The sequence below is a fragment of the Methylobacterium sp. J-118 genome (assembly GCF_057836565.1).
In genome coordinates this window covers 807754-828937 of record NZ_JBYQFA010000001.1, presented here as the reverse complement: position 1 = coordinate 828937, position 21184 = coordinate 807754, and the positions used below count along the sequence as shown (strand labels likewise).

Genomic DNA, 21184 nt, shown 5'->3' with positions numbered 1-21184 from the left:
CGCGCCGGGGCCATCGTCCGGACGAGAGTTCGGGAGGGAACCGAATGACGCGCGCCTGCATCGTGGGCTGGGCCCACACCCCCTTCGGCAAGCTCGAGGAGCCGGATGTCGAGGGCTTGATCGCCCGTGTCTCGGGCGAGGCGCTGGCCCATGCCGGGATCGACGATACGCAGGTCGACGGGATCTATGTGGGCTCGATGAACACCGGCTTCTCGAAGCAGGGTTTCGAGGGGTCGCTGGTGGCGGTGAACCGGCCGGGCCTCGCCCACGCTCCGGCGACCCATCTGGAGAACGCCTGCGCCACCGGGTCGGCGGCACTCTACGCGGCCCTCGACTTCGTCGACAGCGGCCGGGGCCGCGTCGCCCTGGTTATCGGCGCCGAGAAGATGACGGCCAAGACCGTGGCCGAGACCGGCGACATCCTGCTCGGCGCCTCCTACCGGAAGGAGGAGGCCGAGATCGAGGGCGGCTTCGCGGGCGTGTTCGGGCGGATCGCGGCGGGCTACTTCCAGCGCTACGGCGACCGCAGCGCGGAGCTGGCCCGGATCGCCGCCAAGAACCACCGCAACGGCGTCGGCAACCCCTACGCGCAATTGCGAAAAGATCTGGGCTTCGAGTTCTGCAATCGGGTCTCGGAGAAGAATCCCTACGTGGCGGCACCGCTCCGGCGTACAGACTGCTCTTTGATCTCCGACGGGGCGGCGGCCCTCGTGGTGGCGGATGCCGAAACCGCCGAGGGTCTCGAGCGGGCGATCGGCTTCCGCGCCCGCGCCCACGTCAACGACATCCTGCCCCTGTCCCGCCGCGATCCGACGGAATTCAAGGGCGCACGGCTCGCCTGGGAGAAGGCGCGGGCCGAAGCCGGGATCGGTAACGACGACCTGTCCTTCGTGGAGACCCACGACTGCTTCACCATCGCCGAGCTGATCGAGTACGAGGCGATGGGTCTCGCGGCCCCAGGCGAGGGGTACCGCGTGGTGCGCGAGGGGCTGACCGAGAAAGGCGGCCGGCTGCCGATCAACCCGTCCGGCGGCCTGAAGGCGAAGGGCCATCCGGTGGGCGCCACCGGCGTATCGATGCATGTGATGGCCTGCCTTCAGCTCATGGGCGAGGCCGGCGAAATGCAGGTACCCGGCGCCGAGCTCGCCGGAATCTTCAACATGGGCGGCGCGGCGGTGGCTAATTACGTGTCCATTCTGGAACGCCGGCGCTGACAAGCGTCCTTCCTCCCCCGCGGGAGGGGCTACGATGCTCGCAGAGCTCCGCCGGATCACTGCGACGGTCCGAGCCGAATCCCCCTGCGGGCGAGGGCGGTCCCGGAGATTTTCGTGACCCCTAGTCCGATAAGGCGAAACAGTCCTGTCGGCCGGTGTCGGTCACGGCTCTCGGCCGGGGGGTCACCGCCCGGATCCCTCGTCCGCCCACGTGGATCGGGCGTCAGGCCGCCCGCTGGATGAAGGCGCGCAGGGTGCGGACCAGGGTCGTCGGCTCGTAGGGCTTCGGGATGAAGCGGGCCCCCTCCGGCATGTCGTTCGGGCCGGGTGTGCCCATCCCCGAGACCACCAGCACGGGGATCGACGGCCAGCGATGCGCCACCAGGCGGGCGAGGGCGAAACCGTCCATCGAACCCTGCGGCATGTCGACATCCGTCATCAGGACGCCGACATCGTCGCGGTTCTCCAGGACCTTGAGCGCCTTGTCCGCATGGCTCGCCTCCACCACGGTGAAGCCGGCATCCGCCAGGGTGTCCGCGGCTTCCATCAGCAGCAGTCCGTCATCCTCCACGAGGAGCACCACGGGTTGGTCGGACGGGCTTTCTGACATCAGGCCTGCGGAGGTGTGCCGTGAATTCCGAAGCCCGCGCCGTATTCCTCCGGGGCTCACCCCGTCAAGGCGCGGGGGCCGCGCTGCGTCAGGCCGCCTCCTCGCGCTTGCCCAGGCGCTTGTCGAGGTAGGTGTCCACCGTCTGGGTGAGCTCCTCGACCTTGCCGTCGAAGAAGTGGTTGGCACCCTCGACCATCTGGTGCTCGATGATGACGCCCTTCTGGGTCTTCACCTTCTCGATCACCGGCATGACCTCCCGGGCGGGGGCGACCCGGTCCTCCGAACCGTGCACGAACAGGCCGGATGACGGGCACGGGGCCAGGAAGGTGAAGTCGTAGCGGTTCGCCATGGCGGCGATCGAGATGAAGCCCTCGATCTCGGGCCGGCGCATCAGCAACTGCATGCCGATCCAAGAGCCGAAGGACACGCCGGCGATCCAGCAGGACTTCGCCTCAGGATTGACCGACTGCACCCAATCGAGGGCCGCCGCGGCGTCGGACAGCTCGCCCGAGCCGTGGTCGAACGCGCCCTGGCTCCGCCCAACCCCGCGGAAATTGAAACGCAGGGCTGCAAAGCCGCGATTGGCGAAGGTGTAAAAAAGGTTGTACACAATCTGATTGTTCATCGTACCCCCGAACTGGGGGTGCGGGTGCAGGATGATGGCGATCGGTGCGCCGCGCTTCTTGGGGGCTTGGTAACGGCCTTCCAGGCGGCCGGCCGGACCGGTGAAGATGACTTCGGGCATCGCTCGTCTCTCACTCTCGAGATCGCACGCCCGGCGGTCGGCGCGGCAGCCTTGACTCGTCGCGTGCGCACCATAAAAGCACTCTTAGAACAGTTCTAGTCGATTGGAACAGTTCTAAAAAGGCGGTTCGGTGGTTCGCACCGGCTGCCGCACTGACCCGGGCTGGTCGGTGGGATCTCTTTCTGTCGGCGCGCCTTAGCACGCCGAACCGGCGCGCGGGCAAGGAATTGTGACGCGTGGCGGCGATGGGCAAAACGGAACGCGGATGAGCCGGGCACGCGCCTATCTCGACTACAACGCCACCGCCCCGGTCCGGCCGGCCGTCGCGGACGCGGTGGCGCGCGCCTTGATGCTTCCGGGTAATCCCTCGTCGATCCACGCGGAGGGCCGTGCGGCCCGGGCCGCCCTGGAGGCCGCCCGCGCCCAGGTCGCGGCCCTGGTGAACGCGCGGCCCGAGCAGGTGATCTTCACCAGCGGCGGGACCGAAGCGGCCAACGCGGTCCTGTCGGGCGCCCTGCGCGGTCGCGGCCTGCCGGCCCCGACCCGCCTCCTGCACACGGCGACGGAGCATCCCTGCGTGGCTGCGGGCCATCGCTTCCCGGAGGCGGCGGTGGAGCAGTTGCCGGTCACCGGCGACGGCGTGATCGATCTCGCCGTGCTGGAGGCGCGTTTGGCCGCCCTGGCGGGCGAGACCGTACTGTTGTCGGTCCACGCGGCCAACAACGAGACCGGCGCCGTGCAACCGCTGAGCGATGTGGCGGCCCTGGCGCAGGCGCATGGCCGGACGCTGGTCCACAGCGATGCCGTGCAGGCGGCTGGCAAGGTCGCCCTCGACATGGCGGGCCTCGGCCTCGACGCGCTGACCCTGTCGGGCCACAAGTTCGCGGCGCCGAAGGGCGTCGGTGCCCTCGTGCTGGCCGATGGCGTCACCCTGGAGAGCGCCTTCCTGCGCGGTGGCGGCCAGGAGCGTCGGCAGCGCTGTGGCACCGAGTGCCTGCCGGCCATCGTCGGCATGGGCGAGGCGGCCCGGATCGCCCGCGAATCGTTCGACCCGGAGGCCCGGCGCTTGTCGGCCCTGCGTGACCGGATCGAGGCGGGCGTGCGGGCCCTCGCGCCCGACGCCGTGGTGTTCGCCGCCGGGGCCTCACGCCTGCCCAACACCCTCAACGTCTCGGTCCGGGGGCTCGACGCGCCCTCGGCCCTGATCGCCTTCGACCTCGCCAACGTGGCGGTGTCGTCGGGCTCGGCCTGCTCGTCGGGCAAGGTCGCACGCTCGGCGACGCTGGCCGCAATGGGCGTCGGTTCCGACCTCGCCGGGGGGGCGCTGCGCGTCAGCCTCGGCTGGAACACGGTGGACGAGGATGTGACATGCTTCCTCGACGCCTTCGAACGGGTGTTGCAGCCCCTATATAGACGACGAGGACAGGCGGCCTAAGCGCCGCTCCCCCCGCTTTCCGACACACGCTTCCCGGCCCTTGACGCCGGAGATGCCCAGGAGACGCTGATGCCTGCCGTGCAGGAAACCATCGACCGGGTCCGCTCGATCGACCTCGACCAGTACAAGTACGGGTTCGAGACCACCATCGAGATGGAGAAGTCCGAGAAGGGCATCTCCGAGGATGTCGTGCGCTTCATCTCGGCCAAGAAGAACGAGCCGGCGTGGCTGCTGGAGTGGCGCCTCGACGCCTATCGGCGCTGGTTGACCATGAAGGAGCCGGAGTGGGCCCGCGTCTCCTACGACAAGGTCGACTACAACGACATCTACTACTACGCGGCGCCCAAGCGCCCGGCGGCGATGTCGCTCGACGAGATCGATCCCGAGATCCTGAAGACCTACGAGAAGCTCGGCATCCCGCTGCGTGAGGTCGAGGTGCTGGAAGGCATCGCGCCGGAGCGCCGGGTCGCGGTCGACGCCGTGTTCGACTCGGTCTCGGTGGCTACCACCTTCAAGAAGGAACTCTCGAAGGCCGGCGTAATCTTCATGCCGATCTCCGAGGCGGTCCAGGAATATCCGGAGCTGGTGAAGAAGTACCTGGGCACGGTTGTGCCCTCGACCGACAACTTCTTCGCGACTCTGAACTCGGCGGTCTTCTCCGACGGCTCGTTCGTCTACATCCCGCCGGGCGTGCGCTGCCCGATGGAGCTGTCGACCTACTTCCGCATCAACGAGCGCGACACCGGTCAGTTCGAGCGCACGCTGATCATCGCCGACAAGGGCTCCTACGTCTCGTACCTGGAGGGCTGCACCGCCCCCAAGCGCGACGACAACCAGCTCCACGCCGCGGTGGTCGAGCTGGTCGCCTTGGATGACGCCGAGATCAAGTACTCGACGGTTCAGAACTGGTACCCGGGCGACAACGACGGCAAGGGCGGGATCTACAACTTCGTGACCAAGCGTGGCGACTGCCGCGGCGACCGCTCGAAGATCTCGTGGACCCAAGTCGAGACCGGCTCGGCGATCACCTGGAAGTACCCGTCCTGCATCCTGCGCGGCGACGAGTCCCGCGGCGAGTTCTACTCGATCGCGGTGTCGAACGGCATGCAGCAAGTCGATTCCGGCACCAAGATGATCCATCTCGGCAAGAACACGACCAGCCGGATCATCTCGAAGGGCATTTCGGCGGGCCGTTCGCAGAACACCTACCGGGGTCTCGTCTCGGCGCACAAGAAGGCCAAGGGCGCGCGGAACTTCACGAATTGCGACTCCCTGCTGATCGGCGATCAGTGCGGGGCGCACACCGTGCCCTACATCGAGTCGAAGAACGCCTCCGCCGTGTTCGAGCACGAGGCGACCACCTCGAAGATCTCCGAGGAGCAGATGTTCTACTGCCAGCAGCGCGGCCTCTCCGGGGAGGAGGCGACCGCGCTGATCGTCAACGGCTTCGTCCGGGACGTGCTGCAGCAGCTGCCGATGGAGTTCGCCGTCGAGGCCCAGAAGCTGATCTCGATCAGCCTTGAAGGCTCGGTGGGCTGAGGGCTCGGAACGGGTGCGTGCATCCTCCCTCCCCCTTGCGGGGAGGGGCAGGGGTGGGGGTGGTGCCGGGTAAAGCGCGGCGTCGCCTTCTGCTCCACCTCCACCTCCGGCTCCTCCCCGCACGGGGCAGGAGAGCGCGTCGCGCATGATCACGCCAGGATGCGTGAGCGTCGAGGCCTCGGGGACGGGACGATTAGCGAATTCAGACAGGACTAACGAACTATGCTGGAAATCAAGAACCTCGTCGTGCAGATCGAGGACAACCGCATCCTCAACGGCCTGAACCTCACCGTGAAGGACGGCGAGGTCGCCGCGATCATGGGCCCGAACGGCTCGGGCAAGTCGACGCTGTCCTACGTCATCGCCGGCAAGGCAGACTATGAGGTCCTCGACGGCGAGATCCTGCTCGACGGCCACAACCTGCTGGAGATAGAGCCGGACGAGCGCGCCGTGGCCGGCGTGTTCCTGGCCTTCCAGTACCCGCTGGAAATTCCCGGCGTCGGCACCATGACCTTCCTCAAGGCCTGCCTGAACGCCCAGCGCCGCGCCCGCGGCGAGGGTGAGATCTCGACCCCGGACTTCATCCGCGCGGTGAACGCCGCCGCCGACCGGCTTGAGATCAACAAGGACATGCTCAAGCGCGCCCTCAACGTTGGCTTCTCCGGCGGCGAGAAGAAGCGCATGGAGATTCTTCAGATGGCGCTGCTGCAGCCGAAGTTCTGCGTCCTCGATGAGACCGATTCCGGCCTCGACATCGACGCGCTGCGCATCGTCTCCGAGGGCGTGAACGCCCTGCGCGGGCAGGGCCGGTCGTTCTTGGTCATCACCCACTATCAGCGGCTCCTGAACCACATCGTGCCGGACGTGGTTCACGTCATGTCGAAGGGCCGGATCGTGAAGACCGGCGGCAAGGACCTCGCCCTTGAGCTCGAAGCGTCCGGCTACGCCGAGTACAGCACCAGCGAGGCCGCCTGAGCCATGGCCGACGTCACCAACCTCCGCTCCCCCGCCGAGGCCGGCCTGTCGAAGCTGTTCGAGACCGCCCGGCAGAGTTTCGCCAGCGAGGCGGCGATCAGCCGCGAGGAGGCGTTCCGCTTCTTCGAGGCGACCGGCCTGCCGAGCCGCCGGGTCGAGGCGTTCAAGTACACCGACCTGCGTGCCGCGATCTCCGAGGCCGCGCCGCCCTCAGAGGCGCCGAGCCTCGACTCCGCCAGGGAGGCCGTCGGGCGCGCCAAGGGCTTCACCGGGATCGAGGCGGTGCGCCTCACCTTCGTGAACGGTCACCTCGTCCGCGAGCTGTCCGATCTCGACCGGGTCCCCGAGGGCGTCACGGTCGTTCCGCTCACCGAGGCCATGACTTCGGGTGACGCCGCGCTGAAGCTGCTCGGGCCGGTGATCCAGGCCCGGGACAACCCGATCTACCAGCTCAATACCGCCTTCCTGGCGGACGGGGCGCTGATCACGGTCGCCCCCGGTGCGAAGCCGGCCTGGCCGATCCATCTCCGCTTCGTCGGGACCGGCGACAGACCGTTCTCGACCGCGACCCGCGTGCTCGTGAATCTCGGCGAGGGCGCGGAGTTCAGCCTGCTCGAGAGCCATGAGGGTCCGGACGGCCTCACCTGCCAGCCGAACGACGCCCTCGACGTGGTCGTCGGCCCCAGGGCCGCATTCCGGCACACCCGCCTGAACATCGAGGGGGATGCCACCGTGGCGCTCTCGACCCTGTCGCTCAAGGTCGAGGCCGAGGGCCGGGTCGAGACGGTCAACCTCGTGACCGGAGCGGTGCTGTCGCGCCACCAGATCTACGTTCTGGTCGCGGGCGCGGACACGAACGTCGTGGTCAATGGCGCGGCTATGTTGCGTAAGGGTCAGCTTGCCGATTCGACGCTGCTGGCCGATCACGCCGCCGTCGGCGGTATCGGGCGCGAGCAGTTCAAGACAGTGATCGACGGCGACGCCACCGGCGTGTTCCAGGGCAAGATCATCGTCCGGCAGGTCGCCCAGAAGACCGACGGCAAGATGAAGTCCGACTGCCTCCTCCTCACCGACGAGGGGCAGATGATGAACAAGCCGGAGCTGGAGATCTTCGCCGACGACGTCGCCTGCGGCCATGGCGCCACCTGCGGCACGCCGGATGAGGATCTGCTGTTCTACCTGATGGCCCGCGGCTTGCCGCGCCCCATCGCCGAGAGTCTGCTGGTTCAGGCCTTCGTGGGCGAGGCGGTGGAGGCGGTCACGCACGAGGGCGCCCGCGCGGCGCTGATCGGCGAGATCGAGGCCTGGCTGAAAGCGCGGGGCTGACTACACTCGACCCTCCCCCCTTTGCGGGGGAGGGTGCCGAACGGAGTGAGGCGGGAGAGGGGAGCGACGGTGCAGGATGGGGCGATGCCCTCCGCACGCGCAGATCTTTCCGGCGGCCGGGCTCCCCTCTCCCGACCCTCGCTGACGCGAGGGCCACCCTCCCCCGCAGAGGGGGAGGGAGATCCGCGAGCGTGACCCGATGAACGCACACGTCCTCACCCCCACCTACGATGTCGCGGCGGTCCGGAAGGATTTCCCGATCCTGGCGCAGCAGGTCTACGGCAAACCGCTCGTGTATCTCGATAACGCCGCCTCGGCGCAGAAGCCCAAGGCCGTGATCGACGCGATGGTTTCCTGCATGGAGACCGGCTACGCCAACGTCCATCGCGGCCTGCACTACATGGCCAACGCTGCCACCGAAGGGTTCGAGGGCGCCCGCGAGACCACGCGGCAATTCCTCAACGCGGCGTCTACGGACGAGATCATCTTCACCCGCAACGCCACAGAGGCCTACAACCTCGTGGCCTCGTCCATGGGCTGGGGCGGACTGATCGGGGAGGGGGACGAGATCATCCTCTCGATCATGGAGCACCACTCCAACATCGTGCCCTGGCACTTCCTGCGCGAGCGCCGCGGCGCCGTGATCAAGTGGGCGCCGGTGGACGAGGAGGGCAACTTCCTGGTCGAGGAATACGAGAAGCTGTTCTCACCCCGCACCAAGATGGTGGCGATCACCCACATGTCGAACGTGCTCGGCACCGTGACGCCGGCCGCCGAGATCGTGCGCATCGCCCATGCCCACGGCGTACCGGTCCTCCTGGACGGGGCGCAGAGCGCGGTGCACCAGCCCGTCGATGTGCAGGCGCTCGACTGCGACTTCTTCGTCTTCACCGGCCACAAGGTCTACGGTCCGACCGGGATCGGCGTGCTCTACGGCAAGAAAGAGTGGCTGGAGCGCCTGCCGCCCTACCAGGGCGGCGGCGAGATGATCCGGACGGTGAGCGCGGATTCGGTCACCTACAACGACGCGCCGCACAAGTTCGAGGCCGGGACGCCGGCGATCATCGAGGCGGTCGGCCTCGGGGCGGCGCTGGAATACATGATGACCATCGGGCGCGACGCCATCGCGGCGCACGAGGCCAAGCTCACCGCCTACGCACAGGAGCGGCTCGGGGCGTTGAATTCCGTACGCCTGATCGGTACCGCCGCCGGCAAGGGCGGCGTGATCGCCTTCGAGATGAAGGGTGCGCATGCCCACGATATCGCCACGGTTATCGACCGGCAGGGCGTCGCGGTGAGGGCAGGAACGCATTGCGCAATGCCGTTGCTGACGCGCTTCGGCGTCACCTCGACCTGCCGCGCCTCGTTCGGCCTCTACAACACCACCGCCGAGATCGACACCCTTGTCGAGGCGCTCGGCAAAGCAGAGATGCTGTTCAGATGACGATCTGCGATAAGGCGGGTCGCGACCGTGTGGGCCCGGGGAGAGTGAAACGATGAGCACCGACGCCACCATCACGGGCGGCATGAACGCCCCGGACGTCGCGGGCGCTTCCGCGATCCCGCCGGCGGAGATGGACCGCCTGACCGATGACATCGTGGCCGCGCTGAAGAGCGTCTACGATCCCGAGATCCCGGCGGACATCTACGAGCTCGGCCTGATCTACAAGGTCGATATCGGCGACGACCGGAAGGTCGCCATCGACATGACGCTGACCGCACCCGGCTGCCCGGTGGCGGGCGAGATGCCCGGATGGGTCGAGAACGCGGTGAGCGCCGTGGCGGGCGTCCAGTCCTGCGCGGTCACCATGGTGTTCGACCCGCCGTGGGATCAGAGCCGCATGTCGGACGAGGCCCGCGTCGCCCTCGACATGTGGTAGGCCCGCCCGAGCGCATCGCGTTATTCCGAACGTCTGCAGCGAACGTTCGCGATGATGCATCAGGGGATCGCGCGTGCCGGCTCGAAGGCGATGGCGTCGGCGATATCGGCCAGGGCCAGCCGAGACCCGATCTCGGGCAGGCCGATGATGTCTCTGGTCGATTCGTAGGGTTCTGCTGCCGGATCGGCCTCGATCCGCCGGTACAGCAATACGCTCGGGAACCGCGCCTCGACCGGGCGGATGCCGTTTGTACTCGTCGCGCTGGCGGATCCGGTCGACACTGCCGGTCGAGGGCGACAGAATCTCTACGATGAGGCGGGGGCGCGGGTCTCATGCTTCCGACGGACATCCGCGTTCGTGAAGCCTGAGCGCGCGGACGATACCGTGACCGCGCGACGGAACACAACGCGAAGCCGTGCCGCGCTGCTGGTATGAACCGGCGGTAGATTGCGGCGATCTACGTAGCCGTTAAGCCCCCACTAACCATAGCGGCGCAGACCGGAACGTGCCGCCACGGGAGCGGTCTCTTCCCCACGCGCTTGGTGAAATCGAATGGCTTCGGGCTACGTGATCGCGGCCGTGTTGGAGGCGGCGGGCTTGATTGGGCTCGCGATCGCCCTCGTCACGATGCGGGCGGAACGGCGGGCCAAGGCCGCCGAATTGCGAAGCTTCCTGCGGTCGGGTCAGAGCGTGTCATCGGCCTTCGATACGGCCGGCTCCAGCCGCCAGACCGACTCCGGTACGCGCGTCATTGCCATTCCCTACACGCCGAAACGCGCTGATGGCGTTCCAGCCCCCGAGACGGCGGCCCGCTCGGCCCTTGGGCGGGCGATCCAGCAATTCCGCACCGACATCCCCGTGCCGGTCAGCGCAGGATGATGTCGAGGCCGCTGCCGAACAGCACGACGACGCTGAGCGTCAGCATGAATTTCAGATCTTCGAGACGGGCGCTCATGGTCGATCCTCTCCGATCGGCGGCTGCATCGCCGCCCGGCCATCCCATTACCAACTCATTAACGGAATTTCCGCGAGTCCTTTCAGGTTCTGTTAGGGATTTACGGGCGCTTTCCGTTCGGTAAGGTTAGTTCTTCGTTAAGAAGCGCGGCGCTTCGGCTCAACCGGCTTACAACCGGAGGGACGGCTTGCCGGTGTGGCAGAGCACCGGCGCATGCGCTCAGAAAGGCCTCGATCATGGACGAGCGACGGAGCGGCGCCCTCGCGAGGACGGTCGACTGGGTGTTCAGGAACCGAAGCACCGGGGCGATCACGGTCGCGCAATGGCCGAACCTGCCGCTCTGGCTGTTCGGCGGGTTCTCCCTGGCGGCGTGGTGGGCGCAGGCGAAACCGTCCCTGGCGCCGTGGCTCTCGTTCGGCGCGGACCTCGCCCTGGCGTGGTGGGCGCTCGACGAACTCCTGCGCGGCGTCAATCCGTGGCGTAAGTTCCTCGGAGCCGCGACCCTCGTCGGCCTCGTCGCGCTCATCACGCTTCGGCGATCAGCTTAGATGCAGCACGATCCGCCCGATTGCAGAACAGATCGGTGAATACGCATTCGTCATGTTTTAGTACTTGTTCGACGGCCACCGACGGAATGATCCGGATCGCCTAGACATGACATCCCGAGCACGATGCGCAGTTTGCGACCCGGCAGAAACATAACGGTAGGTTGCACCGGCGGGAATTTTGTGAATGGTCGCGCCGGGCGTCGGCGCGAGCGCCCGGTCGAGGGTCGGTGTTGAAGCCATCATGACGGAAGCAGGGGGATGCGATCAGATAGGCGCCGCTTCGTCCACTGACGAGCGGGCGCGGCTGCTGGCCCAGATCGCTGAGGCCTTGCAGATCCCCGTCTCGACCTTTCGCCTCAGGAACGCCGGCGATGCGCTGCGCAACGGACCGGCCGCGACGGAATGCGCAGCGCTGTTGGCCGCCTTCTCCCGAATCGACGATCCGGATCGGCGCGCGAAGTGCCTTTTGATGGTCGAGGGTTTCAGCGAGCGCTGACGCCCCGCGCGCTCGGCCGTGCGCCGGCGCACACAGGAACGGTCCGGGACGGGGACGCGGCGTGCTATAGCGCCGACCTCTCAGAGCCGGCTCGAAGCCGCGGCAAGGCCGCCGGCGCTGGACTGCCCCCCGTTCCGCTCAGGCCCTGATGCCAATCATCTCCATCTCGAAGCTGTCAAAGACCTACACGTCGGGGTTCAAGGCTCTGCGCGACATCGACCTCGCCATCGAGCGGGGGGAGATCTTCGCGCTCCTCGGCCCGAACGGCGCCGGCAAATCGACCCTGATCAATATCGTCTGCGGCATCGTCACGCCGAGTTCCGGCACGGTGCTGATCGATGGTCACGACATCGCGGGTGACTACCGCGCCGCGCGCCGGGCGATCGGGCTCGTGCCGCAGGAATTGACCACCGACGCGTTCGAGACGGTGCTGAACACGGTGAGCTTCTCCCGCGGCCTGTTCGGGATGCGACCCGACCCGGGCCATATCGAGCGGATCCTGCGGGCCTTGTCCCTGTGGGACAAGCGCGACAGCCGCCTGATGACCTTGTCCGGCGGAATGAAGCGCCGGGTGCTGATCGCCAAGGCCCTGTCGCACGAGCCCCGGATCCTGTTCCTCGACGAGCCTACGGCGGGCGTCGATGTCGAGCTACGCCAGGACATGTGGGGCCTCGTGCGCGACCTGCGCCAGCAGGGCGTCACCGTCATCCTCACCACCCACTACATCGAGGAAGCCGAGGAGATGGCCGACCGTATCGGGGTGATCCGCCGGGGTGAGATCATCCTGGTGGAGGAGAAGGCCGCGCTGATGCAGAAGCTTGGGCGCAAGCGCCTCACCCTGCACCTCCAGCAGCCGATCGAGACGGTCCCACCGGAACTCGCCGATCACGGGCTGGCGCTGTCCGGCGATGGCCGCGAACTGGTCTACACCTACGACACCCGGGCTGGGCGGACGGGGATCACCGGTCTGCTCACCGGGCTCGCCGCAGCGGGCATCCGCTTCAACGACCTGCATACCGAGCAGAGTTCGCTGGAGGATATCTTCGTCGGCCTCGTGCGCGAGGAAGGAGCCCCGGCATGAACGGATCGCACAGCATGAATTGGCCGGCGGTCCGTGCCATCTACCGGTTCGAGATGGGCCGGTTCTGGCGCACCGCCGGGCAGAGCATCCTCGCCCCGGTTATCTCCACCACCCTGTATTTCGTTGTCTTCGGCGCCGCGATCGGTTCCCGGGTCTCGGCGGTCGACGGGGTTCCCTACGGGTTGTTCATCGTGCCCGGGCTGATCATGCTCTCGCTGCTGACCCAGAGCATCGCGAACGCCTCGTTCGGCATCTACTTCCCGCGCTTCGCCGGGACGATCTACGAGATCCTGTCGGCGCCGATCTCGCCGCTGGAGGTGGTGCTCGGCTTCGTCGGCGCGGCGGCGTCCAAGTCGATCCTGATCGGCCTGATCATCCTGGCGACTTCAGCCTTGTTCGTGCCGCTGCGGATCGACCATCCCCTGTGGATGATCGGCTTCCTGCTGCTCACCGCGGTGACGTTCAGCCTGTTCGGCTTCGTGATCGGCCTCTGGGCGGACGGGTTCGAGAAGCTGCAGCTGGTGCCGCTCCTCGTGGTGACGCCGCTCACCTTCCTGGGCGGGAGCTTCTACGCCATCGGCATGCTGCCGCCGTTCTGGCACGCGGTGAGCCTGCTCAATCCGGTGGTCTACCTGATCAGCGGCTTCCGCTGGGCCTTCTTCGGCAAGGGGGATGTCAGCATCGCGATCAGCCTCGGCATGACCGCGTTGTTCCTGGTCATCTGCCTCGGGCTCGTCGCCTACATCTTCCGCACCGGCTACCGGCTGAAGAGCTGAGCCGTCAGGGCTGCGCCGCCAGGAAAGCCAGCACGCCGTCCCGGTGCGGCTTGGCGCCGACCGCGGTGGAGTGGTCCTTGCCCTCGATCTCGAGCGCCCGCGCGTCCGGCATCAGCGCAGCCAGAGCCGGGCCGGAGCCAGCAACGGTATCGAGGGTCCCGACCGAGACCAGCACCGGTACCTCGATCTGCGCGAGTTCCGCCCGGCTGAGCGTCTGGCGCGAGCCGCGCATGCAGGCGGCCAAGGCCCGCAGGTCGCTCCGGGTCTGTTCGGCGAAGATGCGGAAGGCCGCGGCTGTCAGGTTCGGAGCCGGTGTCCCGGCGGGGGCCTCGAGCGCCTCGGCGATGCCGGAGGGCAGCCCCTTGCCCTCGACGAGGTGCATCCCGAGTCCGCCGATCAGCGCCGAGCGGACCCGGTCCGCGTGATCCAGGGCGATATGGGCGGTGATCCGGCCACCCATCGAGTAGCCCATCACGTGGGCGCGTGCGATGCCGAGATGGTCGAGCAGCCGCACCGCGTCGCCCGCCATCGCCTCCGAGCTGTAGGCGGCTGGGTCGTAGAGCTTCTCGCTCTCGCCGTGACCGCGATTGTCCAGGGCGATCGCCCGGTAGCCGGCCTGGGTCAGGGCCTTCACCCACTGCGTGTTGACCCAGTTGACCGCGTGGTTCGATGCGAAGCCGTGGATCAGAAGGATCGGCTGCCCGGCCCCCTGAATCGGCGGAACGTCGATATAGGCGATCCGCACGCCGTCGGAATTGAAGGATTCCATGCCGCGCAACCCGTGCTCCTCAAGCTCGGCCACGGCTTAGACCACGCGGCCACGCCGGGGCAACGCGGATCGCGCCGCTTGCCGGGCAGGACGCCGGCTGGCAAACCGCCCCGGTCATGATGGACACGCAGCCTTACGGCACCTACGAACCGGCCGGCCTCGTAGCGGCGATCACCCGCCGGACGAACCGGATCCCGGCCCAATCCTGGTATGGGCGGCGCCTGGCGCTGTTCCTCCGCCGCATCGCGATCGCGCGCCTCGGCGGCAAACCCCTCGATGTGACCCGCTACGGCGCACGGATGCGGCTGCACCCGTACAACAACAATTGCGAGAAGAAGGTGCTGTTCACGCCGCAATTCTTCGATCCCGAGGAGCGTGCGCTCCTGCAGGAGCGTCTGCCGAAGGATTGCGTGTTCCTCGATATCGGCGCCAATATCGGCGCCTATGCCCTGTGCGTGGCAGCCTTCTCTGGGCCGGCCGCACGGATTGTCGCCGTCGAGCCGCAGCCCGACGTGTTCGACCGCCTGACCTACAACATTGCCCAGAATCCGTTCCACACCGTCAAGGCGGTCGCGTGCGCGGTCGCCGACAAGGCCGGCGAGTTGACCCTGTTCATCGATCCGAGGAACCGCGGTGAGTCGAGCCTGCGCATCGTCGGCACGAACGAGGGCGCCCGGATCACCGTGCCGGCGGTGACACTCCTCGACCTCCTGCGCAGCGAGGGGCTGTCGCGGGTGGACGCCGTCAAGCTCGACGTGGAGGGTGCCGAGGATCTGATCCTGGAGCCATTCCTGCGCGAGGCCCCGGACGCGCTGCTGCCGCGCATCCTGCTGATCGAGAACGGCACCGGGCAGTGGCAGCTCGACCTGCCGCAGCACCTGAAGGGCTATGGCTACCGCGAGATCGCGCGGTCCCGGCTGAACCTGATGTTCGAGCGCGCGGGCGGTAGGACACTATAAGATCACGCTCACGCGGTCCGGAGAACCGCGATCCTGGCGTCAAGGCCATCGCTGCGGGTCTAGATGCGTATCGGCGTAGATTTCGACCACGCGGCAGATCGGGCCGAGATCCCCGAGCAGGATGGTCTCGTCGGCGGCCGACAGGGTGCGGACCGCCCACGCCGACGTATTGACTCGCTCGTGAACCGTCACGGCCATCTTGTCCTGATCCGCAACCACGATGAAACGGTTGTGCGGATGAGCCCGATAGAAGGTAATCTTATTCGCCAGGATCCTGCCACGATCACTGCCCGAGGGCACCTCCATCACGAGGTAGAAGCGATCCGCGAAGCTGCGCTCTGTGTCGGTGCGGGCATCGATGACCGTGACCTCGGGTTCAGGCCGGTACGTCGCTGTGTCCGACACCTCAATGCCGATCTCGCGGTCGGCCCGCCATTCGGGCCGGATGTGCCGGAGCACGGCATTTAGATGCCGCTCGAAATTGCTCGCGATCCGCTGGTGCGCAATCCTCGGGGCGGGTGATTGCACCGGATCACCGTCGATAAGCTCCCAGCGCTCGTCACGGGGGCGCGTCTCGAGGAAGGCGCGGAAAGCGGCCACATCCAGGAAACGGTATGCCAACTGCGCAGAGTCTGCCATCGGGCTGCGTCGGATCCACGGCGGTCAGACATAGACGCTAGCACATTCCCGCCGCGCGAGCGACGAACGGCGTCAGGGCGGCGTGATGACCGGGATCTCATCGGCGATCGTCACGCCCTCCGGCCCGACAGCGCAGCGATAGGCGCGGACAGCCACGCCGGCCGCCCGCGCATCGCGGAAACAGCGATCGAACACCGGATCGATGTCGCGGGCGACGTCGAACGCCTCCGCCTGCATCTGGACCACGATCACGACGAGGGCTCGGCCCCCCTCCGTCACCACCTGGGCGAGGTCCCGCATGTGCCGTGCGCTGCGGGCGGCCTTACAGTCGGGGAACTCCGCGAGCCCCGCTCGGCGCATCAGGTGGCAGTTCTTCACCTCCACGTGGCACGGACCGCCCGCCGCGCCGCTCGCCAGGAAGTCGACCCGGCTCGCCTGGGCGTAGCGAACCTCCGGCCTGAGCGTGTCGTGACCTTCGAGGGCCGCGATGGCACCCGACCGGAAGGCCTCGGCGACGAGGGCGTTCGGGCGCAGCGTGTTGAGGCCGACCCATTGCCGCCCGCCCGGCAGGTCGGCCTCCACGAGTTCCCAGGTCAGCGGCAGCTTCCGCGCCGGATTGCCCGAGCGGGAGAGCAGCACGCGCGCGCCGGGCGTGTTGAGACCGAGCATCGCGCCCGGGTTCGGGCAATGCGCGGTGACGAGCCCCTCGTTGGTCTCGATATCGGCCAGGAAGCGTTTGTAGCGCTGGACGAGCCGTCCCAGCAGGAGCGGCGCGGCGAACTGCATCGGATCCTCGGGGTTTGCGTAGTCTCAGGCGGCCGTTGCGCTATCTGCCTGCGAGACCCGCCCGACACCAGAGTTCCATGACCCAGCCTTCCGATTCCGTCACCGCCGCGATCCTCGTCATCGGCGACGAGATTCTCTCGGGTCGCACCAAGGACAAAAATATCGGCACCATCGCCGATTTCCTCACCGCCGCCGGTATCGACCTGCGCGAGGTGCGGATCGTGCCCGACGAGGCCGCCATGATCGTCGAGGCGGTGAACGCGCTCCGAACCCGTTACACCTACCTGTTCACCACCGGCGGGATCGGGCCGACCCATGACGACATCACCGCCGATTGCGTGGCCGAGGCCTTCGGCGTCGGGATCGACATCGACGAACGTGCCCGGGCCATGCTGCTGGAGCGGCACAAACCGGAAGATCTGAACGAAGCGCGCTTGCGCATGGCGCGGATCCCGTTCGGCGCCGATCTGATCGCCAACCCGGTTTCCCAGGCGCCGGGCTTCCGCATCGGCAATGTCCACGTGATGGCGGGCGTGCCGGGCATCATGCAGGCCATGCTCGACGCGGTCGCCCCGACCCTGACGGGCGGAACCGCGATGATTTCCGAGACGATCGAGGCGGCCGGCCTGCCGGAGGGCAGCTACGCGGGCGAACTCGGTGCCATCGCCAAGGCGCACCCCGCGGTCGCCATCGGGTCGTATCCGGCCATGACGCCGGAGGGGTTCCGCAACCGGATCGTGGTGCGCAGCCGGGATCCGGACGCGCTTGCCGAGGCGCAGGGCGCGGTCGAGGCCCTGCTGGCGCGGCTGTCGGCCTGAACGAAAGTCGGGCCTCCGATCGGATCGAGTGGCGTAGCGAGGCTGAGCGGATGGTGCGGGACAAGAACAAGCGGGCCGATCAGGCGGCCCGCCGGGACGAGTTGCTCAAGGAAGTCTCCGAGATCGGACGGCCGGATGCCTACGTCCTGCACGAGGTGATCCGCCTCGAAGGCGACGAGGAATTGCGGCGGCAGGGTCTCGCGCTGTTCCTGTCCGCTTTCTCGGCCGGCCTCAGCATCGCCCTGTCGCTGATCGTGCCGGGCGTGCTGCGGAGCCACCTGCCCGACACCGACTGGGCGAAGATCGTCAGCTCGATGGGCTACGCGGTCGGATTCCTTGTCGTCGTCCTGGGCCGGCAGCAGCTCTTCACCGAGAACACCATCACGCCGATTCTTCCGCTGCTGCACGACCGATCGGTGAAGACGGCTCAACGGGTGGTGCGGCTCTGGTTGATCGTCCTGTCCGGCAATATCCTCGGCACGCTGGCTATCGCGACGGTCATCGCCCATTCCGGCGCGTTCGAGCCGCCGGTGCTCAAGGCCTTCGCCGAGATCAGCCACGACGCCATCGCGCACGACTTCTGGGCGACCTTCGTGAAGGCGATCTTCGCCGGCTGGATGGTTGCCCTGATGGTCTGGTTCCTCCCGGCCACCGGCAGCGCGGCGCCCTTCGTGATCCTGCTGATGACCTGGCTCGTGGCGCTCTGCAGCCTGGCGCACATCGTCGCCGGCTCCGTGGAGGCCTTCTATCTCGTCGTCACCGGTGCGGCCTCCATGGGCGATTACGGGATGAAATTCTTCCTGCCGACCCTGTTGGGCAACGCCTTCGGAGGGGCGACCCTGGTGGCGGTGCTCAATTACGGGCAGGTGGCGCCGGAGGTCGAGGAGACGAAGGCGGTCGAGGGCGAGCGTCCTGACTGACGCTTGACGCGGGCGGCCCGGCTTAGTCGAGGCGGACGGGTGGGCTGATCAGGCGGTCGAGATCATCGAGGAGCCATGTCAGGGTCCCGCGCAGCGGCCCGTAGAGGCCGATCTGGTGCTGGCGATACAGCAGGTCGTGGGTCAGCCGCGCGGAGAGCCCGTTCAGGCGACCGCCGCCGAACGTGTAGCGGCCCAGCGTACCCCACCCGTTGAAATCGGCCAGCGAGACGATGGCGCCCTTCTCGACGTAGTGGAACGGCGGAAGCTCCGCCGCGACCGCGTCACCGCGGGCCAGCGCGCGGCCGAGATGGCGGGCGAGATGCTGGGCCATCTGCCGCGCAGCCTGAGCGGTCGCCGGGACGGGCTTGCCGGAGCGCGGGTCGCTGAGGCTCGCGCAGTCACCCAGCGCGATGATGGCCGGATCGCGGGTCGCACGCAGGTCGGGGCCGACGATGAGTTGCCCGGTCCGCGAGCGGTCCAGACCATCGAGGCTGGCGAGCACGTCCGGCGCCTTCACACCCGCCGCCCAGACTTTCAGCCCCGCCGGGATGTGGGACCCGTCCTTCAACGAGAAGCCGGCGGCATCCGCCCCCGTGACCATCGCGTTCGTGCGCACCGCGACGCCGAGATCCGAGAGGGTGCGGGCAGCCGCCCGCGAGACCGCCTCGGGAAAGGCGGGCAGCAGGCGCGGGCCACTCTCGATCAGCGTCAGGCGCAGGCGCTCCGGAAGATCCGGCGAGCCGTAGGCCGAGAGCAGGTTGATGGCGTGCTTCAGCTCGGCGGCCAGCTCGACCCCGGTGGCGCCTCCGCCCACGATGGCGATCCCCAGCATCCCGCCGCGATCGAGCCGCGCCAGCAAATGACGCCGCAGTTGAGTGTGGAACTGCTCGGCCTCGGTCAGATCGTCGATGGTCAGGCAGTGCTCGGCCACCCCCGGCGTACCGAAATCGTTGGCGCGGCTGCCGATGGCAAGGACGAGCAGATCGTAGGCGAGATCAACCTGCGGGTGCCCGTCCGCGGCCTCGACGGCCAAGCGTGCGCGCCGCGACCGCAGGTCGATGCCGACCAGGGCTCCGGGCTGAAAGCGGAAGCCGTTGCGGCGGGCCTGGGCAAAGAAATCCAGCTTCTGCCGGTCGACCCGGGCCGTGCCGGCCGCGAAGGTGTGCAGCATCGGCTTCCAGACGTGGGACAGGCTGCGGTCGGCCAGGGTCAGGTCGGCGTGGCCGCCCCGCCCGAGGCTGGTGGCAACCTCGATGCCGGCGACGCCGCCACCGATGATCACGATCCGCGCCCGATCCGTCATGATGTCTCCGCGTTCACACGGGTCGGGAACGCGGTCACCGTCGCCGATGTTCGCGCCAAGCGACCCCGTTCCTCATCGTGCGCGCAGCGGGGCGGCCCGGCGAAGCGCTTCACGTCCCGGTACACACGGCGCCCCGGGGATTGGTTCGCTCACGCTCGCAAAGAGATCGGTGGTCGTGAAATGAAAAAGCCGCCCGGAGGCGGCTTCTCGAAAATTCGTTGCCGGGACTGGATCAGGATCGCAGACGAGTCCGGACCTCGCCGAGGCTCGCGCGGATCAAGCCCTGCGCGGCCTCGCCCTGCATCCGCTCCCGCAGGATCGTCTCCGACACCTTCACGGCGGCTTCCGCCGCAGCGGCGCGAACCAGGGCCTCGGCCTGCGCCTCGGCTTGGGCGATCTTGGTCTCGGCGGCCTTCGTGCGCCGGGCCAGGAAGTCGTCGAGCTTGCGGTGACCCTCCTCGGCGGCGCGCTCGGCCTCCTCGCGGGCGCTGGCGACGATCGACTCGGCCTCCTTCTCGGCCTCGGCGCGGCGGCGCTTGTAGTCGGCCAACACGGCGGCCGCCTCCTCGCGCAGGCGCTTGGCCTCGTCGAGCTCGTGACGGACGCGGTTGGCACGGCCGTCCAGGCCCTTGGTCATCGCGGTGAAGCCGCCGACCTTCCAGGCGATGCCCACGAAGATCACGAACGCGACGGCGACCCAGAATTCGGCTTCGAGCAGCATCGGGGGGTTCCGTCTAGTGTGCGGTGGCGTCGAGGGCGCGGTCGAGGCTGGCCCGATCCGGGGCCTGACCCGTCAGGCGCTCGACGATCGCCGTCGCGGCCTCCCCCGCGATGGAACGGACGTTGCCCATCGCGGACTCGGTCCGGGCGCGGATCGTCGTCTCGGCGGCGGCGATCTTCCCGTTGAGCTCTTGCTCCAACGCCTTGCGCTTGGTTTCGGCCTCGGCAGCCAGCGTGTTGCGGGTGGTCTGCGCGATGTCACGGGCCTTGCCCTGGGCATCCCGGAGAGCCGTCTCGAAGGCCACGCCGGCGGCATCCGCCTCGGTCTTCATCGCCTGGGCCTGATCCAGATCGGCACGCAGGCGCTCGGCACGGGCGTGCAGGATCGACTGGATCCGCGGCAGCGCGACCTTGTCCATCAGGTAGTAGAGGAGGCCGAAGGCCAGGGCGAGCCAGATCAGCTGCGCCAGATAGCCGGAGGTCTCGAAGGGCGGGAAGGCGCCGGTATGCGCCTCCGTGTGCTCGACGTGGCCCGGCACGATCTGCGTGTCGTTGCCCGGAGGCGGCGTGGTGAGGGGATTGGGCTGCGCCATGAGACCGCTACACTGACACCGTTCGCTGAGGCCACCGCCGGGGCGGTGACGGACCAGGGCGGACACCCATTGAGAGCGTCCACCCGTTCACCGGCCG

The 21184-nt window shown here is 67.9% G+C and carries 24 protein-coding genes; 15 read left to right on the top strand and 9 right to left on the bottom strand.

Annotation, left to right across the window (positions count from 1 at the left end; translation table 11 throughout):
• Positions 1-44 precede the first annotated feature (44 nt).
• Entirely contained in the window at positions 45-1214 is a 1170-nt protein-coding gene (locus tag AC3IF3_RS03950) for an acetyl-CoA acetyltransferase (protein WP_489227381.1), read from the top strand.
• Positions 1215-1437: 223 nt separating this feature from the next.
• On the opposite strand, the gene AC3IF3_RS03945 is transcribed toward AC3IF3_RS03950, so the two are convergent.
• Complete coding sequence (locus tag AC3IF3_RS03945; RefSeq protein ID WP_243972105.1) at positions 1438-1824, bottom strand: response regulator; 387 nt, start codon at positions 1822-1824, stop codon at positions 1438-1440.
• A gap of 88 nt (positions 1825-1912) precedes the next feature.
• Positions 1913-2569, bottom strand: coding sequence for an alpha/beta hydrolase (locus AC3IF3_RS03940; RefSeq protein ID WP_243972104.1), 657 nt, complete (start codon positions 2567-2569; stop codon positions 1913-1915).
• Between the two features lie 265 nt (positions 2570-2834).
• Between AC3IF3_RS03940 and AC3IF3_RS03935 the strand changes: the two genes are divergently transcribed.
• The 6 genes from AC3IF3_RS03935 to AC3IF3_RS03910 all read left to right on the top strand — a co-directional run bounded on the left by AC3IF3_RS03935 (position 2835) and on the right by AC3IF3_RS03910 (position 9724).
• Positions 2835-4004 (top strand): cysteine desulfurase family protein, encoded by a 1170-nt coding sequence (locus AC3IF3_RS03935; RefSeq protein ID WP_489227379.1) that lies wholly within the window; start codon positions 2835-2837, stop codon positions 4002-4004.
• 69 nt (positions 4005-4073) lie between these two features.
• Positions 4074-5543: a Fe-S cluster assembly protein SufB gene (gene sufB / locus AC3IF3_RS03930; RefSeq protein WP_243972101.1), complete on the top strand. Its 1470-nt coding sequence runs from the start codon at positions 4074-4076 to the stop codon at positions 5541-5543.
• Between the two features lie 222 nt (positions 5544-5765).
• On the top strand, positions 5766-6518 hold the full coding sequence (gene sufC, locus AC3IF3_RS03925; RefSeq protein ID WP_489227377.1) for a Fe-S cluster assembly ATPase SufC: 753 nt from the start codon (positions 5766-5768) through the stop codon (positions 6516-6518).
• Between the two features lie 3 nt (positions 6519-6521).
• Positions 6522-7844 carry a SufB/SufD family protein gene (locus AC3IF3_RS03920; RefSeq protein WP_489227376.1) on the top strand — a complete coding sequence of 441 codons (1323 nt, stop codon included), beginning with the start codon at positions 6522-6524 and terminating at the stop codon, positions 7842-7844.
• A gap of 199 nt (positions 7845-8043) precedes the next feature.
• The gene (locus AC3IF3_RS03915) at positions 8044-9288 is read left to right on the top strand and encodes a cysteine desulfurase (RefSeq protein ID WP_489227375.1); all 1245 of its coding nucleotides are present in this window, start codon (positions 8044-8046) and stop codon (positions 9286-9288) included.
• Positions 9289-9340: 52 nt separating this feature from the next.
• Positions 9341-9724: an SUF system Fe-S cluster assembly protein gene (locus AC3IF3_RS03910; RefSeq protein WP_489219793.1), complete on the top strand. Its 384-nt coding sequence runs from the start codon at positions 9341-9343 to the stop codon at positions 9722-9724.
• 59 nt (positions 9725-9783) lie between these two features.
• On the opposite strand, the gene AC3IF3_RS03905 is transcribed toward AC3IF3_RS03910, so the two are convergent.
• Positions 9784-10005 (bottom strand): hypothetical protein, encoded by a 222-nt coding sequence (locus AC3IF3_RS03905; protein WP_489227374.1) that lies wholly within the window; start codon positions 10003-10005, stop codon positions 9784-9786.
• Between the two features lie 271 nt (positions 10006-10276).
• Here AC3IF3_RS03905 and AC3IF3_RS03900 point away from each other — a divergent pair, with 271 nt between their 5' ends.
• The 5 genes from AC3IF3_RS03900 (at position 10277) to AC3IF3_RS03880 (ending at position 13580) form a co-directional block, all read left to right on the top strand.
• Entirely contained in the window at positions 10277-10603 is a 327-nt protein-coding gene (locus tag AC3IF3_RS03900; protein ID WP_489227373.1) for a hypothetical protein, read from the top strand.
• Between the two features lie 312 nt (positions 10604-10915).
• Positions 10916-11227, top strand: coding sequence for a hypothetical protein (locus AC3IF3_RS03895; protein ID WP_489227372.1), 312 nt, complete (start codon positions 10916-10918; stop codon positions 11225-11227).
• Positions 11228-11411: 184 nt separating this feature from the next.
• Positions 11412-11723: a hypothetical protein gene (locus AC3IF3_RS03890; protein ID WP_489227370.1), complete on the top strand. Its 312-nt coding sequence runs from the start codon at positions 11412-11414 to the stop codon at positions 11721-11723.
• 145 nt (positions 11724-11868) lie between these two features.
• Positions 11869-12804 carry an ABC transporter ATP-binding protein gene (locus AC3IF3_RS03885; RefSeq protein WP_243966826.1) on the top strand — a complete coding sequence of 312 codons (936 nt, stop codon included), beginning with the start codon at positions 11869-11871 and terminating at the stop codon, positions 12802-12804.
• A gap of 14 nt (positions 12805-12818) precedes the next feature.
• Positions 12819-13580 (top strand): ABC transporter permease, encoded by a 762-nt coding sequence (locus AC3IF3_RS03880; protein WP_243966827.1) that lies wholly within the window; start codon positions 12819-12821, stop codon positions 13578-13580.
• A gap of 4 nt (positions 13581-13584) precedes the next feature.
• On the opposite strand, the gene AC3IF3_RS03875 is transcribed toward AC3IF3_RS03880, so the two are convergent.
• Positions 13585-14349 carry an alpha/beta fold hydrolase gene (locus AC3IF3_RS03875; RefSeq protein ID WP_489231231.1) on the bottom strand — a complete coding sequence of 255 codons (765 nt, stop codon included), beginning with the start codon at positions 14347-14349 and terminating at the stop codon, positions 13585-13587.
• A gap of 116 nt (positions 14350-14465) precedes the next feature.
• On the opposite strand from AC3IF3_RS03875, the gene AC3IF3_RS03870 reads away from it, so the two are divergent.
• Positions 14466-15308 carry an FkbM family methyltransferase gene (locus AC3IF3_RS03870; protein ID WP_489227369.1) on the top strand — a complete coding sequence of 281 codons (843 nt, stop codon included), beginning with the start codon at positions 14466-14468 and terminating at the stop codon, positions 15306-15308.
• 39 nt (positions 15309-15347) lie between these two features.
• Here the strand turns inward: AC3IF3_RS03870 and AC3IF3_RS03865 are convergent, their stop codons facing one another.
• Complete coding sequence (locus tag AC3IF3_RS03865) at positions 15348-15947, bottom strand: Uma2 family endonuclease (protein WP_489227367.1); 600 nt, start codon at positions 15945-15947, stop codon at positions 15348-15350.
• A gap of 72 nt (positions 15948-16019) precedes the next feature.
• A complete protein-coding gene (gene sfsA / locus AC3IF3_RS03860) occupies positions 16020-16733 on the bottom strand; it encodes a DNA/RNA nuclease SfsA (RefSeq protein WP_489227365.1) in 714 nt (237 codons plus the stop codon).
• 77 nt (positions 16734-16810) lie between these two features.
• On the opposite strand from sfsA, the gene AC3IF3_RS03855 reads away from it, so the two are divergent.
• Together AC3IF3_RS03855 and AC3IF3_RS03850 are read left to right on the top strand one after the other, a co-directional pair.
• Complete coding sequence (locus AC3IF3_RS03855) at positions 16811-17551, top strand: competence/damage-inducible protein A (RefSeq protein ID WP_489227364.1); 741 nt, start codon at positions 16811-16813, stop codon at positions 17549-17551.
• Between the two features lie 50 nt (positions 17552-17601).
• Positions 17602-18471 (top strand): formate/nitrite transporter family protein, encoded by an 870-nt coding sequence (locus AC3IF3_RS03850; protein ID WP_243966675.1) that lies wholly within the window; start codon positions 17602-17604, stop codon positions 18469-18471.
• 22 nt (positions 18472-18493) lie between these two features.
• Here the strand turns inward: AC3IF3_RS03850 and AC3IF3_RS03845 are convergent, their stop codons facing one another.
• From AC3IF3_RS03845 to AC3IF3_RS03835, 3 genes are all read right to left on the bottom strand, one after another.
• Positions 18494-19774 carry an NAD(P)/FAD-dependent oxidoreductase gene (locus AC3IF3_RS03845; RefSeq protein WP_489227362.1) on the bottom strand — a complete coding sequence of 427 codons (1281 nt, stop codon included), beginning with the start codon at positions 19772-19774 and terminating at the stop codon, positions 18494-18496.
• Positions 19775-20006: 232 nt separating this feature from the next.
• Entirely contained in the window at positions 20007-20492 is a 486-nt protein-coding gene (locus AC3IF3_RS03840; protein ID WP_489231230.1) for a F0F1 ATP synthase subunit B family protein, read from the bottom strand.
• A 16-nt stretch (positions 20493-20508) separates the two neighbouring features.
• Positions 20509-21087, bottom strand: coding sequence for a F0F1 ATP synthase subunit B family protein (locus AC3IF3_RS03835; RefSeq protein WP_489219785.1), 579 nt, complete (start codon positions 21085-21087; stop codon positions 20509-20511).
• Between the last annotated feature and the right edge of the window lie 97 nt (positions 21088-21184).

What these genes read in the sequence shown, in the direction of transcription:
- AC3IF3_RS03950 (WP_489227381.1), top strand. Translation starts at nt 45, where the DNA reads ATGACGCGCGCCTGCATCGTGGGCTGGGCCCACACCCCCTTCGGCAAG.
- AC3IF3_RS03945 (WP_243972105.1), bottom strand. Translation starts at nt 1,824, where the DNA reads ATGTCAGAAAGCCCGTCCGACCAACCCGTGGTGCTCCTCGTGGAGGAT.
- AC3IF3_RS03940 (WP_243972104.1), bottom strand. Translation starts at nt 2,569, where the DNA reads ATGCCCGAAGTCATCTTCACCGGTCCGGCCGGCCGCCTGGAAGGCCGT.
- AC3IF3_RS03935 (WP_489227379.1), top strand. Translation starts at nt 2,835, where the DNA reads ATGAGCCGGGCACGCGCCTATCTCGACTACAACGCCACCGCCCCGGTC.
- sufB (WP_243972101.1), top strand. Translation starts at nt 4,074, where the DNA reads ATGCCTGCCGTGCAGGAAACCATCGACCGGGTCCGCTCGATCGACCTC.
- sufC (WP_489227377.1), top strand. Translation starts at nt 5,766, where the DNA reads ATGCTGGAAATCAAGAACCTCGTCGTGCAGATCGAGGACAACCGCATC.
- AC3IF3_RS03920 (WP_489227376.1), top strand. Translation starts at nt 6,522, where the DNA reads ATGGCCGACGTCACCAACCTCCGCTCCCCCGCCGAGGCCGGCCTGTCG.
- AC3IF3_RS03915 (WP_489227375.1), top strand. Translation starts at nt 8,044, where the DNA reads ATGAACGCACACGTCCTCACCCCCACCTACGATGTCGCGGCGGTCCGG.
- AC3IF3_RS03910 (WP_489219793.1), top strand. Translation starts at nt 9,341, where the DNA reads ATGAGCACCGACGCCACCATCACGGGCGGCATGAACGCCCCGGACGTC.
- AC3IF3_RS03900 (WP_489227373.1), top strand. Translation starts at nt 10,277, where the DNA reads ATGGCTTCGGGCTACGTGATCGCGGCCGTGTTGGAGGCGGCGGGCTTG.
- AC3IF3_RS03895 (WP_489227372.1), top strand. Translation starts at nt 10,916, where the DNA reads ATGGACGAGCGACGGAGCGGCGCCCTCGCGAGGACGGTCGACTGGGTG.
- AC3IF3_RS03890 (WP_489227370.1), top strand. Translation starts at nt 11,412, where the DNA reads ATGGTCGCGCCGGGCGTCGGCGCGAGCGCCCGGTCGAGGGTCGGTGTT.
- AC3IF3_RS03880 (WP_243966827.1), top strand. Translation starts at nt 12,819, where the DNA reads ATGAATTGGCCGGCGGTCCGTGCCATCTACCGGTTCGAGATGGGCCGG.
- AC3IF3_RS03875 (WP_489231231.1), bottom strand. Translation starts at nt 14,349, where the DNA reads ATGGAATCCTTCAATTCCGACGGCGTGCGGATCGCCTATATCGACGTT.
- AC3IF3_RS03870 (WP_489227369.1), top strand. Translation starts at nt 14,466, where the DNA reads ATGATGGACACGCAGCCTTACGGCACCTACGAACCGGCCGGCCTCGTA.
- AC3IF3_RS03865 (WP_489227367.1), bottom strand. Translation starts at nt 15,947, where the DNA reads ATGGCAGACTCTGCGCAGTTGGCATACCGTTTCCTGGATGTGGCCGCT.
- sfsA (WP_489227365.1), bottom strand. Translation starts at nt 16,733, where the DNA reads ATGCAGTTCGCCGCGCCGCTCCTGCTGGGACGGCTCGTCCAGCGCTAC.
- AC3IF3_RS03855 (WP_489227364.1), top strand. Translation starts at nt 16,811, where the DNA reads ATGACCCAGCCTTCCGATTCCGTCACCGCCGCGATCCTCGTCATCGGC.
- AC3IF3_RS03850 (WP_243966675.1), top strand. Translation starts at nt 17,602, where the DNA reads ATGGTGCGGGACAAGAACAAGCGGGCCGATCAGGCGGCCCGCCGGGAC.
- AC3IF3_RS03845 (WP_489227362.1), bottom strand. Translation starts at nt 19,774, where the DNA reads ATGACGGATCGGGCGCGGATCGTGATCATCGGTGGCGGCGTCGCCGGC.
- AC3IF3_RS03835 (WP_489219785.1), bottom strand. Translation starts at nt 21,087, where the DNA reads ATGGCGCAGCCCAATCCCCTCACCACGCCGCCTCCGGGCAACGACACG.